The organism is Natrialba hulunbeirensis JCM 10989, assembly GCF_000337575.1.
GTDB classification, from domain to species: domain Archaea; phylum Halobacteriota; class Halobacteria; order Halobacteriales; family Natrialbaceae; genus Natrialba; species Natrialba hulunbeirensis.
In genome coordinates this window covers 1-14,871 of record NZ_AOIM01000032.1, presented here as the reverse complement: position 1 = coordinate 14,871, position 14,871 = coordinate 1, and the positions used below count along the sequence as shown (strand labels likewise).

The following is a 14,871-nucleotide window of genomic DNA, read 5'->3' as shown; positions in this document are numbered from 1 at the left end:
TTGCCAGCCCGCTCAGAGATGTGTATAAGAGACAGGTTGTGTGATGTCGCCGAGGAGTACGGAGCATGGATGATGGTCGATGAAGCCCACGCCACGGGCGTCTACGACGGCGGCGTTGTTGGCGAGCGTGACCTTGCAGACCGCGTCCAGATCCAACTCGGGACGCTCTCGAAAGCGCTCGGTTCACAGGGCGGGTTCGTGGCCGGTTCCCAGGCGTGTATCGAGTACCTGCTCAACGCCGCCCGGTCGTTCGTGTTTTCGACCGGGCTTGCGCCACCGGCAGCCACTGCTGCCGAGCGCGCGCTGGCGCTCGCACCAGACCGGCGCGATGCACTCTGGCGTGCTGTCGAGCGATTACGAACGGGGCTCGAGTCGCGCGGCTACGAGGTGACGGGCGAGACACACATCCTCCCGGTAATCGTCGGTGACCGCACGGAGGCAGTTGCGTTGTCGGATCGACTCGCAGCACACGGCATCGCCGCACCGGCGATACGACCACCGACAGTGCCCGACGGAACGAGCCGGATCCGACTCGCACCGCGAGCGACACACACTGACGACGAACTCGAACAGTGTCTGGCAGCCTTCGATGCAGCGTCGATGGCAGGGGGTCGCTCGTGACGCTCGCCGTCGTCGGTACCGACACTGGCGTCGGCAAAACGGTCGTTACGGCAGGACTCGTCGCACACCTCCGACACAGCGGACAGAACGCACGAGCCATCAAACCCGCCCAAACCGCGTTTCCGACGGATGACGATGCCGGGTACGTCCAGCGGATCTGCGGTGACGACTCGGCCGCGACTCGACTCCGGACCTTTGGGGAGCCACTCGCTCCGGCCGTCGCGGCACGACGGAGTGGCGACGAACTCGCGTTCGATTCACTCCTCGAAGACATTCAGCACGAACTCGAGACCGTTGCAGTCGGCGTGGTCGAGGGTGCCGGCGGCGTTCGTGTTCCGCTCTCGACCGACCCGCCACGCGAGATCATCGACCTCGTCGCTGCACTCGAGTTCCCGACGCTGATCGTTTCCCGCCCCGGACTGGGAACGCTGAATCACACGACGTTGACCGTCGAGGCGCTCCGGGCGCGAGACGTGCCGGTCGTCGGGGTCGTACTGAACCGATACCCACCCCAGCCCCGCTCCGTCGCCGAACGGACGAACCCTGCCGAACTGGAACGGCTGTGTGCCTGCCCGGTTCGGCCCCTTCCGGAGGTGTCGCCCGACGACCCGAAGTCGGTTCGTGAACTCGGTACTCGAGTTGCGGAACTCTGTGCGGATGCGGGAGCACTGTCTGCTGGGCGGTGACTGTGTTGGTAGCTGGACAGCTGGATGCGCGTCAGCGGAATGGTTTGTGCGATCAGAAGCCGAATATCGGTATAAACCGGAACGTGAGGAAGGCACCAACCGTGGAGATGACGGGCACGACGTTCTGCATGAGAATGACCCGAGCTGTCGTCGATGGGTTGAACAGATCGGAGGCCGTGGGGATGTCTTCGGGCTCTTCTTCCCCGATTTTCGGGGGCGTTTCACCTTCTTCGTCGGCGGTGAGTGCACCCACTGAGACGCGTGTTTCCTCGCCTGCTCTGACCTCGGAGAGCGTCGTCGTTCGGGTAGCACGTCCCCAGCCAAGTCCGATAATGCTCATCGTCGCAATGACGACGAAACTGGCGGGAATACCGATCCAGGAGAGCGCGCGACGACGATGGTCGAACTGATAACGGCAACGACGATCGCGGCCGTCAGCGGCAGGTTCGTAATGTCGTTTCCGAGCGTATCGAGCNGCGCGACGACGATGGTCGAACTGATAACGGCAACGACGATCGCGGCCGTCAGCGGCAGGTTCGTAATGTCGTTTCCGAGCGTATCGAGCGTTCGCCGCGCAATGGTGAAACAACCGATTGCAACGGCGAACGATCCGATAACGATCAATGCGGGCATGCCAAACGGGATCGTCAGTGAGCCGAGTGCGAGTTCAGTGTTCGTGCCGTCGACCGCACCGTAAATTGGTGCAATCGCGTTCGCGATGTTGCTCGTCCCGGAGGAAAAGCCCATCAGGCAGCCGATCCCCACGACGACGAACGCGCCCGTGATCTCGCGGCGGTCTGCGTCGTCGCCGAACTGGAGTCGCGGAACGATGCCCGAGCGGTCGACGGTAATCATTTCCCGACCGTCGCGGCTTGCCTCGATTGCGACCCACTCGTTGATTTGTGGGTAGAAGTATCGGCCGACCACACCGGCGACCCAGAAGCCGATGATCGGTGCAACGACCCACCAGATAACGATTTGGCCGAGTACGTCCCAGGCGAGCTCGCCAGTCGCAAGCCCGAGTGCAGCGATTGCACCAACAGCAGTCATCGAGGTCGAAGCGGGGACACCAACGTAGTTTCCGATAAACAGCGCGCCGCCGATGAAGAAGAGCACGGCGACGTTCGAGCGCATGGTAAACACTCCTGTGTCGTGGACGAGTTCGTTCCCGAGCGTGTCGACGACCTGTGGGCCGATCGTCGCCGCGCCGACAAAGAAGAAAATCGACATGAGTGCCGCAGCCATCGTCTTCGTGATTACGTTCGCTCCTACTGCCGGTCCGAACGCTGGCCCCGTCGTTGCGCCGCCGATGTTGTATCCGACGAAGATTGCAACGAGGATTCCTACGAGAAGCAGTACTTCCGTCACAGTGTGCACTCAAGCGAGCTGATCGTAAAAGTCGTCCTATTCAGTCGAGGCCAGCGACTCGTGAATACAATTCGCCCGCCGTTGCTCGGACTCCGAAGCAAAGAATTTCAACGACGGCTACCATACGTTCGGATAACATGTGTCCTCGTCGGATTACTATCGAACGTCGCGGAGGGCGGTGTAAGCCGCTTCATCGACGGCCGGAACGTATCGTAACCCAGTCACACTCGAGTTGGACAACCGAGACGGGTGCTACGTCCCGATGCTAAACCCGGTTCGTGTCGACGCTGCTGTCGACCTGGCCTATGGTGCGTTGATCGCGCTCTCGATCGTCCTGATCCTGACACTCGAGACGAACATCGGAATCGCGTTCGGTGTGGGTGTGTTCGCCTCCTACGTCGTCCACGTCATCTGGAAGATGGCGCGGTTCGACCCGGATTGGATGACACAGGCAGTCGAGGAGACTGTCGGCGAAACTCTCGAGCAGACGGTCGATGAGACGGTCGAACGGCAGGTCGAAGGGGTGCAGGCACAGGTCGAGGAAACCGTCGAAGAGACGGTCGGCGAGACGGTCGAACAAACAGTCGGTGAAACCGTCGAGGAAACCGTCGAACAGACGGTTGGCGAGACGGTCGAGGAAACGGTCGGCGAGACGGTCGAGCAAACAGTCGGTGAAACGGTCGAGGAAACGGTCGAGGAAACCGTTGGCGAAACTGTCGAAGAGACGGTTGGTGAGACGGTCGAAGAACAGGTCGAGGAGGTGCAGGCGACTGTCGAGGAGACAGTCGAGGAAACCGTCGGTGAGACGGTCGAGCAAACGGTTGGTGAAACGGTCGAACAAACGGTCGAAGAACAGGTTGGCGAAGTCCAGGCCAAAGTCAACGCCGTTGAGGAACGCGTCGACCGCCGTTTGCGTGAGGACGAGATCGAAGAGCTCATCGAGGAATCGGTTGACAACGAGTCAGCCGACGATGCGTCAGCCGCAGACGAGTCAGCCGACGATGAGTCCGCCACTGACAAACCAGCCACAAACGAGTCCGCTAACAACGAGCCAGCCGACAACGACCCACCCACAGACGAGTCCGAATCTTGATATCCTCACCTCTCCAGCTACCGGACGACTGTCACCGGAACCGGTGACCGCTTCGACACTGTCTCGGCAACGTTCCCGACAAGAAACCGGTGTGTCGCCCGATCCCTATCTTCGCCGTGACTCCCGAGAACGATCGTGTCGTACTCCTCGGCACGGTTGAGAATATTTCGCGCCGGATGCCCAATCCCGGCGACCGTCGTGATCTCCCGGTCCCGTTCGTCGGCAATCTCGTGTGCCCGATCGAACACTGACTCGGCGCGCCCTGCGGCCGCGTCACTGAGGTCGTCCTCGAGTGTCAAACTCACTGCGTCGCCCATCATCATCGACGGAACGCCAACAACGTGCAGGACAGTGACGTCGGCTTCGGGGAAATTTTCGAGGGCGTACTCGAGTGCGTGCCCTGCCTGGTCGGAGTCGTCCATCGGCACGAGGATTGTCGAGAGCATGCGTGTGACTACGACGCCCAGTGGCTAAGAACCTCGTTTCACGCAACCCCTGGCAGGAGCGTGAAGAATCCGTAGGCAAGCAGCGTCGACATCGATGGGCCGATGATCCACATCGAGATGTACTTGATGACGGCGCGGGGGTTGAAGAGGTCGGCCGCGTTGAGCACCTCTTCGGATTCTTCCTCACCAATTGCTGGGGTCTGTTCACCTTCCTGTTCTTCGGCAACGATTGCACCCAGTTCGATCTCGCGATTCTGGGCGTCGCTGTCGCGAGTAACGGCCTCACGGAAGGTCACTGGACGGGTTGCGCGTCCCCAGCCGATGCCGACGATGGTCATCACGGTCGCCATGACGAGGCTGATCGGGATGCCGATGTAAGAGAGCGTGGTCGTGATCGTCGACGCGGTTACCATGACGAACAGTGCTGCGAGCAGCGGGATATCGCTCAGTTCGCCGCCGACGGAGTCCATCGTCCGTCGAGCGATGGTAAAGCCGCCGAGTCCGATCGCAACGGTGGCGATGATGACTGCTTCGGTCACTTCTAGACCTGTCTCTCCGACCAGTGGTGCCGCAGCGTTCGGAACGTTCGACGCGCCGGCACTGAAGGCCATATAACAGCCGATGATGAGGACGACGACGGTTGTGACGAGTTCCTGGGTGGTCGTATTCGGTCCGAGCGCTGGCTTTGGAACCGCGCCCTGTCGGTCGAGGCTGAGGAGTGGGCCGTCGGAACTTTTGATATCGATGCGCTGGTTGACCCACGGATAGATATACCGCCCGATAATGCCGCCGATCCAGAAGCCGAAAATCGGCGTCACGACCCACCAGGAGATGATTTCCGCGATCATCACGTAGTTGAGTGTCCCGGTTGCCAGCCCGAGGCCGGCGATCGCACCGACGGTCGTCATCGACGTTGGCACGGGCACACCGAAGATGTTGGCAACGAGGATGCCGAGACCGATGAAGAAGAGCACGGCGACGCCAGCAGAGAGCGTGAGATCGACCGTGATAATATCCTCGCTGAGCGTTCCCATGACCTCCTGGCCGACCGTTATGCCGCCGAGGAACACGAACACGGTCATGATCGCCGCTGCGGTTGTCTTCGTCACGATCCCAGCGCCAACTGACGGCCCCCACGTAATTCCCGTCGATGATCCTCCAATGTTGAACCCGACGAAGATAGACGCGACAACCCCAACAAGAAGCAGCGTTTCTACCATCGACAACAAATACGATTATCCCGATAAAATAAGTATTGGACCCGTTCTGTACCGCCTGTGCTGCCTGTAACAGTTCTTCCACTCGAGTACCACCAGTCTCATCTCAGATGCCCCAGAAAAACGCGATGCCGAGAACGGTGACAGTCGACAGAATCAACTGGAGCGGTGCACCGACTCTGACGTAGTCCGTAAATCGGTAGCCACCGGGCCCGTAGACGAACAGATTCGTCTGGTAGCCAATCGGTCCCAGAAACGCCGTGCTCGCTGCGAACGTGACTGCGAGCACGAACGCGAACGGGTTTGAGCCGATACCGGCCGCCGCCGCTGCTGCGACCGGAATCAGCAGGACGACGCTCGCGTTGTTGCTGATCAGTTCGGTTATCAGTCCTGTCACGATGTAGAACAGCCACAGCACGACGATAGTCGGCAGCACACCCGCTGTCGAGACGACGAGCCACGCGAGGTAGGCCGCCGCTCCCGTCTGTTCTAAGGCAATTCCGAGCGGAATCACGCCGGCGAGCAGGAAGATGATGTCCCACTCGACAGCGTCGTACAGTTCCTTTGGCTCGAGGACACCGGTGACAACCATCGCCACGACGCCCGCAAGCGCCGAGATGAGAATCGGGTAGATCTCCAGTGCAGCGACGGCAACGACGCCAATCATAATCGCAATCGCAATCGGGGCCTTGCTGGCGCGGTACTCCGGACGGGGCGGTTCGCGGGCCACGATGACGTCGTCGCCGCTCGCGAGTCGGTCGAGGGTCTCCGGGGGTGCCTGGACGAGCAACGTGTCGCCCACATCGAGACGCGTGCCGACGATACGGCCACCGACGAGTTCGCCGTGGCTCCGCAGGCCGAGGACAGCCGCGTTGAACTCCTCACGAAACGCCTCTGGATCGAGACGGTCTCCGACGAGTCGTGAGTCGAGCGAGACGACGAGTTCCGTCAGTACGCCTTCCGTGTCGGTCGCCGAGAGGTCCGCGGACGAACCGAGGTGTCCGACCGGTTCGACGCCCGGGGCGTTCTCGAGTGCGGTGATCGCCTCGCGGTTCGTTCGGACGACGAGCACGTCGCCCTCGTCGAGCGGGAGTTCCTGTCGTGGTGCAACCGCACGGCCGCGGTCGCGGACGACTTGCACGATGTCGATATCGGGGCCGAGCGTATCGCTCGCGTCACCGACGGTGGCGCCGACCAGCGGCGAGCCGGGAACGATCGCGACATCTGCGACGTAGCTGCCGACGTCGTACTCTTCGAGATAGTCCGCTCGCGGTGGCACGCGCTCGGGGATGAGGTAGTGGCTGACGAAGATGAGATAGAGCGCGCCGACAACGACGACGATGATGCCGAGCTGGGTGAATTCGAACATCGAGAACCGATGGAGTTCGTCGTACTCCGCGCCGAGTCGGGCGCTGATGTCGCTCGCGAGGATGTTCGTCGACGTGCCGATGAGGGTGAGCATCCCGCCGACCTGCGAGGCGTAGGAAAGTGGAATCAGGAGCTTCGACGGCGACGTGTTGCCGCGATTTGCCACGTCGGTGACGACTGGGACCAGCAGCGCAACGACAGGCGTGTTGTTCAGAAACCCGGAGACGGGGCTGGTTGCGGCGACGGTCGCGAAGAGTTGCTTCCGGAGACTCGTCCCTGCGAAGGCGGCCATGCGTCGGCCCAGTTCCTGCACGATGCCGGTTCGGCTGACGCCGCCGCTCAGGATCAACATCGCCAGGACGGTGATCGTCGCCTCGTTTGCGAAGCCGGAGATACCGGTTCCCGGATCGATTCCCGTCCAGGGCTCGAGGACGACGAGCACCACGATCAACAGGATCGCGGTCACGTCGATCGGCAGCCGTTCGGTCAGAAAGAGCACGAGCGCGAGGCCGACGACCCCGAAGACGACGAGCATCTCCGTCGTCAGCTCGGGCTGGGCCACTGGCTCCTGGAGGAGCGGCGTCGCCGTGAGCGCTGCGCCGAGCACACGGTGAGACACACCGTCTCGGTACGTAACGCCTCTGCACGGTGCGTGAACAGTCTCTCGGCGATGGTCGTCCGACCCGTTTCAGTTTCGATTCCTCGACCGACGCATCGAGGACCAGCAAACTGCAAACCGTCGCCTTTACTCGGATGCACCCCGCTCACACACGTATGACTGACACAGACGACTCCTCTTCTCACACGGACTCGAGTGACCCCACTGATCCTACCAACCCCACCACCCTCACCAACCCCGCCACCTTCGACATCATCCCCGCCGTCGACATCCAGAACGGCGAGGTCGTCCAGCTCGTCCAGGGCGAGCGCGGCACTGAGAAAACCTACGGCGACCCCGTCGACGCCGCACAGCGCTGGCTCGAGGCCGGTGCCGACTCGCTCCACCTCGTCGACTTAGACGGCGCGTTCGACGGCGAGCGCGAAAACGCCGCCGCAATCGAGAGCGTACTCGAGTCCGTCGACGTGCCGACGCAACTCGGCGGCGGCATTCGAACGGCTGCAGACGCGCGGGACGTCCTCGACCGCGGCGTCGACCGTGTTATCCTCGGTACTGCGGCGGTCGAGGACCCCGATATCGTCGCGGAAATCAGCGAGACTCATCCCGACAGCGTGATCGTCAGTCTCGACGCGAAAGACGGCGAGGTCGTCGTCGAGGGCTGGACCGAGGGTGCCGGCGTCTCGCCCGTCGAGGCAGCCGAGCGCTACGAGGAACTCGGGGCTGCCGCAATCTTGTTCACCAACGTCGACGTGGAGGGGCAACTCGAGGGCGTGGCCACGGAACCAGTCCGGGAGCTGGTCGAGACGACGGACGTGCCGGTGATCGCGAGCGGGGGCGTGGCGACGCTTGCAGATATCCGGGCACTCGAGGAGGCGGGTGCGGCGGCGGCCGTGGTCGGAAGCGCGCTGTACGAAGGGAATTTTACGCTTGAGGAGGCGAAGGCTGTGGTTGGCGACGATGGTGACGATAGCCACGACAAGTAACCGACCGATCAGGATCGCCAGTACGCCGGCAACAGCAGGACGAGGACGGGAACGATTTCGATCCGGCCGATCCACATCATGACGATCATGACGGACCGGGAAAAGGCTGAAAACCCGTTGTAGTTGCCCATCGGGCCGGCGAGTTCGAACGCGGGGCCGATGTTCATGAAGATCGAGGCTGCAGCCCCGAGTGCGCCAAACTCGCTGACGTCGGTGCCGGCGCGTGCGGCGTCGACGACGAGCAGGACCGTCAGGCCGAAGAAGATGACGATGGCGAGCAGGACGTAGCCGAAGATGTCGTTGACGGTCTCCTCGTCGACGACGCTCCCACTGACCCGGAGCGGACGGACTGCCTCGGGGTGGATCGCCGTGAAGAGGTTTCGCTTGAACGCCTTCAGGACGACCAGCCAGCGCAGCGACTTGATCGAACAGGTGGTACTCCCGGCCATTCCGCCGATGAACATACAGAGGAATAGCACGTGCCTCGCGCCCGTACTCCAGTGGTTGAAGTCCATGCTCGCGTACCCGGTCGTCGTCACCAGCGAGACGACGTTGAAGACGCCGTGGCGGATCGTCGGCTCGATACCCAGGTCGAGATCCACATCGAACGCGAGGATCCCGACGACGATCGCGCTGAACAGGGCGAGCGCACCGAGGTAGAACCGGAGCTCTTCGGACTGCAGCGGGCGCTCGAACTCGCCCTGTGTGATGTAGTAGAGGAGCACGAAGTTGGTCGAACCGAGGATCATGAACGGGATGATCGACCACTGGACGATCGGCGAGAACGCGGCGATACTGTCACCTTCCGGTGAGAAGCCGGCGGTCGCCACGCTCGTCAGGGCGTGCGAAACTGCGTTAAATAGGTTCATCTCGTCCGCAACTCCGAGGAGGTGCAGTCCGTAGAAGACGACGACGGCGAGGAGCGTGAGGCCGACGTACAGCCCCCAGATGAGCCGTGCCGTCTCGGAGATGTGTGGCCGCAGCTTGCGGACGTTTCGCGTCTGACTCTCGGTTTCCATCAGCTGTGCCCCACCGACCATCAGATGCGAGAGCAAGCCGATCGCGACGATCAGGATCCCGAGGCCGCCGAGCCACTGGATGAGCTGTCGCCACAGCAAGAGTGAGCGCGGCTGGTTGTTGAAGTCCCACGTCTCCATGACGGTCGCGCCCGTCGTCGTCAGCCCGCTCATACTCTCGAAGAACGCGTTGATCGGAGTGTTGATGAGCCCGGTAAAGGCGGATTCGCCGGCGGAGCCGGCGCCCGCGAAGAGGAAGGGGATCGCACCGACGCTTGCGACCCCGAGCCACGTGAGCGCGACCATCAGGAACGACTCGCGCTGGCCGAGCTCGCGGTCCTCGCTCAACTGCTCGAGTGCCAGCCCGCTCGCGATCGCGACGGCGATGGCGATCAGGAACGGAACCGGGTCGTCGCCGTCGAGTACAGCGAGCAACGCCGGCACTGCGAGTGGGATGGAGAGCCACCGCAGCACCGTCCCAGTGAGGCTACAACTCGAGCGCCAGTCGACGCGAATCCTCATTCAAGTAGCCACATCTGGGATACGGGGGGAAATAATCGGTTCGGAAGGTGTCGCAGGTGGCGACGGTGGTGCTGTTTGCTCACTGCCCCCTCTCGAAGCGTTACACGGAGCAAGAAAGCACAGGGGACAAGCGTCGGGACGAAACGCGCTGACGGTGGCTCACCCGCGCTTGTAATCGTGGCCGATGTACAGCGTGAGGATGTTGATGCCGAGCAATCCGAGGAAGACGAGCGTTGCCCGTGGATCGCCAAGTCCCTGCGCCAGCAGTGGGAGGTAGACGAACGGTAACCCGACCGCAGCCCAGAAACACAGGAACTGCGTTGAACCCTTGAGGACGTTTCGGGCACTGGTCGTCGTCGATTCTGCCTGCTGGTCGCCATCCGTTCCTGACGGCGGCACGGACTCGTTCGAAAGTGGGGAGGGGCTGGGCGTTGAGTTAGACATCGCGGGTCACCTCTTCGTATCAGCGACATTCATTGGACGTATCATATAAGCGCCCGACGGTTGGCACTATTTCGGTCCGTTTCACGATCGTAGTGACACCGAAACGATCATTTTAGACGCTTCGAAACAAAGCGAGACGTTTTACAAAGAAATTTGCAGCCGTTTCACCGATTTGGCCACCCACTGAAAAACACTGGTGGGAGTAGGCGCCTCGTTCTCTCCGTTCCGCGCTCGTTTCGCTTCTCACGGCACACAGTACGTCGCGCGTGTCGAGCGAGTCGACAATCGCCTGTAGATACCAGTTCCAATTCCTCGCGCCACCGACGAATACACATTGTGTCCCTGCTCGTAACCGACTGCGACCGCGTGACAGACTCGTCGTGCTTGCCCCGCCTCACTACGCTCGCCACGAGCGCAACCCCCTTGTATCGAGGGCGCAATCGCTTCGACATGACCACGAGCGAGCGACGCGCCACCGTCACGCGCGACACCGGCGAGACGGAAATCGACTGCACGCTAACCGTCGATGGCGAGGGTTCCGCTACCGTCGACACCGGTATCGGCTTCTTCGATCACATGCTGACCGCCTTCGCCCGCCACGGCCTGTTCGACCTCGAACTCGAGTGCGACGGCGATCTCGAGATCGACGATCACCACACGGTGGAGGACGTGGCGATCGTGCTCGGGTCGGCGCTCGACGAGGCGCTCGGTGACCGTGCGGGGATCGTCCGGTACGCGGATCGGCGAGTGCCGCTGGACGAGGCGGTTGCGGACGTAGTGGTCGACGTGAGCGGCCGCCCGCGCTTTTACTTCGACGGGGCGTTTTCCCAGGACCAGATCGGCGAGTTCACGAGCGATATGGCGCGTCACTTCGCAGAATCGCTGGCGATGAACGCGGGACTGACGCTACACGCGAGCGTGACTGGCGAGAACGCGCATCACGAGGTCGAGGCGCTGTTCAAGACGCTAGCGCGGTCGCTCGACGATGCGACGCGGGTGGACGAGCGTCGAGAGGGAGCGCCGAGTACGAAGGGAACGCTGACGGAGTGACCGTGGGCTGGCTACTGTCCGTTTGTTTCCGGACTTAGGCGCGGTGAAGCTTCCCGCCCCGTTCGGTAAACTCCTCTTGCTCCAGTGCGTGATCGACGATGGCCTCGGCCTGTTCGGCTTCGAGGTCGTACGCGCCGGCTGCGAGCGATTCGACGGCGTTGCGGTCCATCGGCAACTCGCGGTTGCGCAGGAGGCGGATGACCTTGGGGTAGGCCTGCGGTACGCTTGGTTTCGACGTTTCGTCGGTTTTCGTGGCCGTACTGGCGCTGTCTGTCTTGGTCTCTCCGGTTGTCGCCGACGTCTCCGATTTCGCGTCCGCGTCCGTTGCTGATTCCGTCTCCGGAACCGGCTCCAACTCACCTGCTGGCTCTGACTCGCCCGCTGGCTCTGTATCGGTACCGGTAGCTGGGTCTGCTTCTAGTTCTCGGTCTGCTTCGAGCGTCCCCGTTGACTCTGACCCTGCGGTTTCTTTCGTCTCGAGTGCGGAGGTCGCTGCTGTTTCGACCGCCTCCGAATCGCCGAACGTAATTTCGGCTCCGCGAGTTGTGGGCGGGGCGTCGCTCCGGCTCTCGTTCTTGGTCTGGCTTTTGTCCCCACCTTCACTGTCTGGCTCACTCCGCCCGCCAGTGCCAGCGCCGCTCGGATCGTCTTCCTCGCCAGCCTCCGCGGCCGGTTCGCCACGAAGGCGGGCCAGCAGGGGCTCGAGGAGCGCTCCGAGCTGGTCCTTACAGGCCGGACAGAGTACCACCCGTCGTTGCTCGGCGTCCGTCAGCTCGAGTTCGGGTGGGAGGACCTCGAAGGTGCCGGCGGCCTCGCTGTCACAGAAGTCACAGTGCTGCAGTGCGCGCATGGGATGCGATAGCGGCCGGGTCGGTAATAAACGTCCGTCAGACACACCGTGAGCTGCCAGTCGCTTGCCGAGTCAGGCGGACCAGGGCATCTCCACCAGCTCAGCGAGCCGACCGGATGTCGATCACCGACCATTATACTTGGGCACTCGTATACCCACCAACGAATGTTCAACGAGATCATGGAGAAGTTCGAGGGGTCCCCGAGCCAGCAGGCGGTTATCCGGCTCCTGCTGGAGCGCGGTTTTTCGGTCAACGACGACGGCCGCGTCGTCTCGGGCGGCATCGAGATCCCGAACACCGGCATCGCCCGCGAGATCGACGTCGACCGGCGCGTCGTCGACTCGACGACGAACGCGATCCTCGACGATCCCGAACTGCGGCGTATCTTCCAGAACATCTCGCAGGTGCCGAGCCTGATGGACCTCGCCCCCGTCCTCGACCTGACGGTGCTCTCGATCGCCGTCGACAACGCCGAGCAGAAGGGGATCGTCGCCCAGGTGACCGGCACGCTCGCCGACAACGACATCTCGATTCGCCAGACGATCAGTGAGGACCCCGAGTTCACCGACGAGCCGCGACTGTACCTGATCACCGACCAGGACATTTCGGGGACGGCGATCACCGAACTCCGGGATCTCGAGTTCGTCCGGAAGATCGAACTGCAGTGAGCGCCGAGTACGCCCACAAGCCGTGAGTCGGACCTACAACACCATCGCCGAGGCCGCAACCGCCGAGTTCGTCGTCCAGGGTTCCGAGTTCATCGGCCACGCCCGGCCTGTCGACTCCGTTGCCGACGCCGAAGCGTTCATCGACGCGATCAGCGAGGAGTACGCCGACGCAACCCACAACGTCCCCGCCTACCGCGTCCGCGCCGACAGCGACGGTGACCTCTTGCGGGAGTACTCGAGTGACGACGGTGAGCCGGCCAGCTCGGCAGGGAAGCCGGCACTCAACGTGCTCACCCAGCGTGAGATCGAGAACTGCGTCGTGGTCGTTACACGGTATTACGGCGGGACGAACCTCGGTGTGGGCGGGCTCGTCCGGGCCTATTCCCGCGCGGTGAAGGATGCCGTCGATGCGGCAGGTGTCATTGAGGAGCGCCCGCACGAACGCGTCTCAATCACTGTGGAGTACGACGACTCCGGTACCGTTCGTGGCATTCTCGAGAGCGAGGGCTACGAGTTCGACGCCGCGTACGAGGCCAACGTCTCCTTCGACGTCCGGGTGCCCGTCGCCGACGCCGAGGCGCTCCGGGATCGGATTCGGAGTGCGACCAGCGGGCGGGCGGTACTCGAGTCGGCCTGAGTATTCTTTCTCCCTTGATTGCTCTCTTCGAGTAGATAGTACCACGGTTTCTTTACCAAAAACTGTCTGTGAAACTTACCTGTAGCAGTCGGCAACTGCGTGAGCGGATGGTTCGCCATCCAACGTGAGCGCCGCCGTGTCACCTCTGTCGGTAACGCTCGTGTTACTAGCCGACATCGGTGTCCGGGAGCATTTATCTGATTCTCACGACTATCGATGGGTGTACGCGAACGCTTCTCCGAACACCATGTCACAGAAATCTGATTACGCAGACGAAACCGAAATCGACGCATCACTCGACGAACTTCCAGATGACGACACCGTCAGCGAGACCGTTGCAAATCTCGAGGCCAACGGCTTCACCGTCGTCGTCGCCGATAGCGCCGAGGACGCTCTTGAAACGATCCAATCGCACATTCCGGCGGAGGCCTCGGTCATGAACGGCCACTCGACGACCCTCGAAGAGATCGGGTTCACAGAGTACCTGAGCGAGGGCGACCACGGGTGGGAGAGCCTTCCGGACGAAATCTGGGGTATCGATGACGATGCCGAACGACAGGCCGCACGCCGCGAATCGCAGACGGCTGATTACTTCCTCGGTGGGATCAACGCGGTCGCACAGACCGGCGAACTGGTCGCAGCCGACCGTTCCGGGAGTCGTATCGGTGCCTATCCCTTCGCTGCCAGCAACGTCGTTATCGTCAGCGGCGTGAACAAAATTGTCGACGATCTCGACGCTGCACTGGATCGCCTCGAATCGGTCGCGTATCCGTTAGAGAACGAGCGTGCAAAGGATGCCTACGGCGTTGAGAGCGCTATCGCCAAACAACTGATCTTCCGACAGGAACTCGAGGAGGGGCGGACGACTGTCGTCCTCGTCCGTGACCAGCTCGGTTACTGATGCTGTCGGCGGTAATGCCTACAATATGCAGACACGCCTGCAGAGTCATTACGAGAGGCCCACGCTCTATTCAGCAGGCAGCTCTTAACAGACTCTGGGTGACATCCTCCGCGCCCTGAAGGACGCGGCTTCCCGTACCGCAGGGTGGGATATTTGCTGGTTTACGATACGACCTGTTCTCTCGTAGTGAACGTCCCGCTCTCGCGGTCGAACAGGTATACCGATGGCTGTGTCGTTCGAAAGGCGCTCTGCGCCTTTCGTGATGACGAGAGACCTTTGGTCTCTCGAACCACCACACAGCCGTTACTCCTATCCTCGCCGTGAGGACTCGGAGTTATCTTCTGGCGCATATTCTCCGCCCCATTACAATCCGCGTTGGCC

The 14,871-nt window shown here is 62.1% G+C and carries 14 protein-coding genes and 2 pseudogenes; 8 read left to right on the top strand and 8 right to left on the bottom strand.

Annotated features, from left to right (window positions below):
- Both C483_RS09895 and bioD read left to right on the top strand, forming a co-directional pair.
- On the top strand, positions 1 to 621 hold a 621-nt coding region (locus C483_RS09895), incomplete at its 5' end, for an aminotransferase class I/II-fold pyridoxal phosphate-dependent enzyme (RefSeq protein WP_049912546.1).
- Complete coding sequence (gene bioD, locus C483_RS09890; RefSeq protein WP_006653216.1) at positions 618 to 1,307, top strand: dethiobiotin synthase; 690 nt, start codon at positions 618 to 620, stop codon at positions 1,305 to 1,307. The genes C483_RS09895 and bioD, both read left to right, overlap by 4 nt.
- Positions 1,308 to 1,359: 52 nt before the next feature.
- On the opposite strand, the pseudogene C483_RS09885 reads toward bioD, so the two are convergent.
- Positions 1,360 to 2,675: pseudogene (locus C483_RS09885) on the bottom strand (anion permease).
- Between the two features lie 262 nt (positions 2,676 to 2,937).
- Between C483_RS09885 and C483_RS09880 the strand changes: the two are divergent.
- Positions 2,938 to 3,768, top strand: coding sequence for a hypothetical protein (locus tag C483_RS09880; RefSeq protein ID WP_006653215.1), 831 nt, complete (start codon positions 2,938 to 2,940; stop codon positions 3,766 to 3,768).
- A gap of 17 nt (positions 3,769 to 3,785) precedes the next feature.
- On the opposite strand, the gene C483_RS09875 is transcribed toward C483_RS09880, so the two are convergent.
- The 3 genes from C483_RS09875 to C483_RS09865 all read right to left on the bottom strand — a co-directional run bounded on the left by C483_RS09875 (position 3,786) and on the right by C483_RS09865 (position 7,334).
- Positions 3,786 to 4,214, bottom strand: a complete 429-nt coding sequence (locus C483_RS09875; RefSeq protein WP_006653214.1) for a universal stress protein — start codon at positions 4,212 to 4,214, stop codon at positions 3,786 to 3,788.
- 38 nt (positions 4,215 to 4,252) lie between these two features.
- The gene (locus C483_RS09870; RefSeq protein ID WP_006653213.1) at positions 4,253 to 5,434 is read right to left on the bottom strand and encodes an inorganic phosphate transporter; all 1,182 of its coding nucleotides are present in this window, start codon (positions 5,432 to 5,434) and stop codon (positions 4,253 to 4,255) included.
- 103 nt (positions 5,435 to 5,537) lie between these two features.
- Positions 5,538 to 7,334, bottom strand: a complete 1,797-nt coding sequence (locus C483_RS09865; protein WP_083860421.1) for an SLC13 family permease — start codon at positions 7,332 to 7,334, stop codon at positions 5,538 to 5,540.
- A 239-nt stretch (positions 7,335 to 7,573) separates the two neighbouring features.
- Here C483_RS09865 and hisA point away from each other — a divergent pair, with 239 nt between their 5' ends.
- On the top strand, positions 7,574 to 8,401 hold the full coding sequence (hisA, locus tag C483_RS09860) for a 1-(5-phosphoribosyl)-5-[(5-phosphoribosylamino)methylideneamino]imidazole-4-carboxamide isomerase (RefSeq protein WP_006653211.1): 828 nt from the start codon (positions 7,574 to 7,576) through the stop codon (positions 8,399 to 8,401).
- An 8-nt stretch (positions 8,402 to 8,409) separates the two neighbouring features.
- Here the strand turns inward: hisA and C483_RS09855 are convergent, their stop codons facing one another.
- Together C483_RS09855 and C483_RS09850 are read right to left on the bottom strand one after the other, a co-directional pair.
- Positions 8,410 to 9,939 carry a TrkH family potassium uptake protein gene (locus tag C483_RS09855; protein ID WP_049912545.1) on the bottom strand — a complete coding sequence of 510 codons (1,530 nt, stop codon included), beginning with the start codon at positions 9,937 to 9,939 and terminating at the stop codon, positions 8,410 to 8,412.
- Positions 9,940 to 10,098: 159 nt separating this feature from the next.
- A complete protein-coding gene (locus C483_RS09850) occupies positions 10,099 to 10,383 on the bottom strand; it encodes a hypothetical protein (RefSeq protein ID WP_049912544.1) in 285 nt (94 codons plus the stop codon).
- Between the two features lie 450 nt (positions 10,384 to 10,833).
- Between C483_RS09850 and hisB the strand changes: the two genes are divergently transcribed.
- Complete coding sequence (gene hisB, locus C483_RS09845; RefSeq protein WP_006653208.1) at positions 10,834 to 11,433, top strand: imidazoleglycerol-phosphate dehydratase HisB; 600 nt, start codon at positions 10,834 to 10,836, stop codon at positions 11,431 to 11,433.
- Between the two features lie 34 nt (positions 11,434 to 11,467).
- On the opposite strand, the gene C483_RS09840 is transcribed toward hisB, so the two are convergent.
- The gene (locus tag C483_RS09840) at positions 11,468 to 12,283 is read right to left on the bottom strand and encodes a hypothetical protein (RefSeq protein WP_006653207.1); all 816 of its coding nucleotides are present in this window, start codon (positions 12,281 to 12,283) and stop codon (positions 11,468 to 11,470) included.
- A 165-nt stretch (positions 12,284 to 12,448) separates the two neighbouring features.
- Between C483_RS09840 and C483_RS09835 the strand changes: the two genes are divergently transcribed.
- From C483_RS09835 to C483_RS09825, 3 genes are all read left to right on the top strand, one after another.
- Complete coding sequence (locus tag C483_RS09835) at positions 12,449 to 12,952, top strand: amino acid-binding ACT domain-containing protein (protein WP_006653206.1); 504 nt, start codon at positions 12,449 to 12,451, stop codon at positions 12,950 to 12,952.
- Between the two features lie 22 nt (positions 12,953 to 12,974).
- Positions 12,975 to 13,589 (top strand): IMPACT family protein, encoded by a 615-nt coding sequence (locus C483_RS09830; RefSeq protein WP_006653205.1) that lies wholly within the window; start codon positions 12,975 to 12,977, stop codon positions 13,587 to 13,589.
- A 247-nt stretch (positions 13,590 to 13,836) separates the two neighbouring features.
- Positions 13,837 to 14,490 carry a lactate utilization protein gene (locus tag C483_RS09825; protein ID WP_006653204.1) on the top strand — a complete coding sequence of 218 codons (654 nt, stop codon included), beginning with the start codon at positions 13,837 to 13,839 and terminating at the stop codon, positions 14,488 to 14,490.
- A gap of 161 nt (positions 14,491 to 14,651) precedes the next feature.
- Here the strand turns inward: C483_RS09825 and C483_RS19510 are convergent.
- Positions 14,652 to 14,871 (bottom strand): annotated as a pseudogene (locus C483_RS19510) (hypothetical protein); the annotation flags it as partial.